Here is a 2,418-nt window from a genome sequence, read left to right as displayed (position 1 = left end):
TCGCTGATGGTGCTGGAGCACCTCGCGGTGGGCGTCACGCTCAACTCCCAGGACGCGGCCGAAGGCGTCTCGGCGTTCTTGGAGAAGCGCGACCCCAAGTGGACCGGTCGCTGAGTCCGGTAGTCCGTTTCGCGGTGATCGAGCAGTGGTGGCCTTGCTGGCAAAGGAGCTTGCGATGACGAAGCCGGCCGTCGTGGACGACGATCCCGAGCTCGGTGCGCGGGTGCGTGCCGAGCTGGGCGGGTCAGGCCCGTTGCGGACGCTGGAAGGTGGCCGCAGTGGATTGACCTACCGGGTCGCGGACGCCGTCGGGAGCGACCACGTCGTCAAGGCGGTACCGCCGGGACGGCGTGCGGTGGGCCGCAACGACGTCCTGCGGCAGTCGCACGTGCTGTCGGCGCGTGCCGAAGCCGGTGCCGGGGCGGGGGTGCCGCTTCCCGCGGTCACCGCTCGCAGCGAGACGGAGCCCGCTTGGTTCGCCATGGAGTGCGCTGCGGGAACGGCCGAGGAGCCGGTGCTCGAAGAGCGCCCGCTGCCACCGGGGGTCGCCCGGGAGCGGATGGTCGCGGCGGCACGCGTCCTCGGCGGTCTCCATGCCGTGCCGCTCGCGGATGTCGAAGCCGGTCTGCGCTCGGCCGGGGGCGAGGTACCGGAACCACTCGGACCCACCGACGAGCTCGCGCGCTGGACGAAGACGATGCACGCCGTTCCCGAAGAACTCCGTTCCGGTTCGCAGGCGTTGCTGTCCGCGCTTCAGGCCGCAGTGCCCGTAGCCGTGGATCCGGTGCTGGTGCACGGCGACTTCCGCCTCGGCAACCTGCTCTGCGTAGGTGCCGAACCGACGGCGCTGGTCGACTGGGAGATCTGGAGCATCGGAGATCCGCGGGTCGACCTCGGCTGGTTCGGCGTGTTCACCGACGGCGCGCTGTTCCCCGGTGTCGGTCGTGTCGTGGCGGAGCTACCGTCCGAAGCGGAGCTGCTGGCGGTCTGCGGGAACCCGGAACCGCCGGACCACGCGTGGTTCCGCGCGCTCGGGCGGATGAAGATGGCCGCGATCATGGGGCACAACCTGAAGCGGCATCGCGAGGGCGTGCACCACGATCCGGTCCAGGAGCAACTACCGGCCACCATCGACGCGCTGATCGTTTCGGGGCGCTCCATCCTCGAAGGGGGCTCGCGATGACGGTGCCGACTCCCGGGGAGCTGTTCGGACTGCAGGGCAAGACGGCGCTGGTGACCGGGGCGTCGTCGGGACTGGGCGCGCGGTTCGCGACCGTGCTGGCCACCGCGGGCGCGACCGTGTGGATCACGGCCCGGCGCAAGGAGAAGCTCGACGCGCTGGCGGCCACGAATCCGGCGCTGCGCGTCCTGCCCGCCGACCTCTCCGACGAGGCGGCCAGGGAAGCGTTGATCGCCGAAACCGGAGCGGTCGACGTGCTGGTGAACAACGCAGGCACGGAAAGCGGCGCGAAGCCGTTGGACGAGACGCCGTCCGGATTCGCGGGGGTGCTCGGCACCAACCTGGTTGCCCCGTTCCACCTGGCTCAGCTCGCGGCTCGCGCGGCCGACGGCGGTTCGCTGTCGGTGATCAACGTCAGTTCGATCCTCGGACTGGTCTCCGCGGCACCGCTGGGCGGTGCGAGCTACGCCTCGGCCAAGGCCGGTCTGATCGGCCTCACCCGGGAACTGGCCGGGCACTGGGGCGGGCGCGGTGTGCGCGTCAACGCGCTGGCGCCGGGGTGGTTCCGCACGGAGATGAACGACGAACTGTTCGCCGACGACCGGTCGGTGCGCTGGATCGAACGCAACACCATGCTCCGCCGGGCCGGTGAAGGGTCCGAATTGGACGGTGCGCTGCTCTTCCTCGCATCAGCGGCGTCGAGCTACTGCACCGGCCAGGTGCTGGCGGTCGACGGAGGGTGGACGGCCCGATGACGAGCATCGACGAATTCGTCGCCGAGGCGCGGGAGTGGCTCGAGCGGAACGCGACTCCACGTCAGGACGTCGACGCGTCCCGTGCGTCGGTGTCGGTGTTCCACGACCTGCCCGCCGACGAGGAACGTGCGCTGCTCGACCGCGTCTGCGCATGGCAGCGCCGCACATTCGACGCCGGATACGGCGCGCTGACCTGGTCCGAATCCGACGGTGGCGCTGGACTCACCCCCGCGCACGAGGAGGCGTTCGCCGAGCTGGAGCGTGAGTTCGACACACCGGGTCAGCACGAGCTGGCGTCGGTCAGCGCGCACCTGAGCGCTCCGACGATCGACCTGTTCGGCACGCCCGAGCAGCGCCGACACCTCGTCCGGTCGCTGCTGCGCGGTGATGAACTCGCCTGCCAGTTGTTCTCCGAACCGTCCGCGGGATCCGACCTCGCCGGACTCGCCACCCGGGCTGAGCGGAGAGGAACGGACTGGGTGG

General features: G+C 70.7%; 3 protein-coding genes and 1 pseudogene. All 4 read left to right on the top strand.

Annotated elements, in window-relative coordinates:
• A pseudogene (locus tag IJH84_RS29280) lies at positions 1-114 on the top strand (enoyl-CoA hydratase/isomerase family protein); the annotation flags it as partial.
• Between the two features lie 61 nt (positions 115-175).
• Positions 176-1,183 (top strand): phosphotransferase family protein, encoded by a 1,008-nt coding sequence (locus IJH84_RS12875; protein ID WP_295144506.1) that lies wholly within the window; start codon positions 176-178, stop codon positions 1,181-1,183.
• The gene (locus IJH84_RS12870) at positions 1,180-1,935 is read left to right on the top strand and encodes an SDR family oxidoreductase (protein ID WP_295144503.1); all 756 of its coding nucleotides are present in this window, start codon (positions 1,180-1,182) and stop codon (positions 1,933-1,935) included. The genes IJH84_RS12875 and IJH84_RS12870 overlap by 4 nt, the downstream gene beginning before the upstream one ends.
• A partial coding sequence (locus IJH84_RS12865; RefSeq protein WP_295144501.1) for an acyl-CoA dehydrogenase family protein occupies positions 1,932-2,418 on the top strand: 487 nt, incomplete at its 3' end. The genes IJH84_RS12870 and IJH84_RS12865, both read left to right, overlap by 4 nt.

The sequence above is a fragment of the Saccharopolyspora sp. genome (genome assembly GCF_017434145.1).
GTDB lineage: Bacteria > Actinomycetota > Actinomycetes > Mycobacteriales > Pseudonocardiaceae > Saccharopolyspora_C > Saccharopolyspora_C galaxeae.
The sequence above is the reverse complement of the archived record's forward strand: the minus strand, read 5'-3'. Positions and strand labels throughout refer to the sequence as shown.

Excerpts from the sequence above, each read along its gene's own strand:
- IJH84_RS12875 (WP_295144506.1), top strand. The coding sequence starts at position 176 with ATGACGAAGCCGGCCGTCGTGGACGACGATCCCGAGCTCGGTGCGCGG.
- IJH84_RS12870 (WP_295144503.1), top strand. The coding sequence starts at position 1,180 with ATGACGGTGCCGACTCCCGGGGAGCTGTTCGGACTGCAGGGCAAGACG.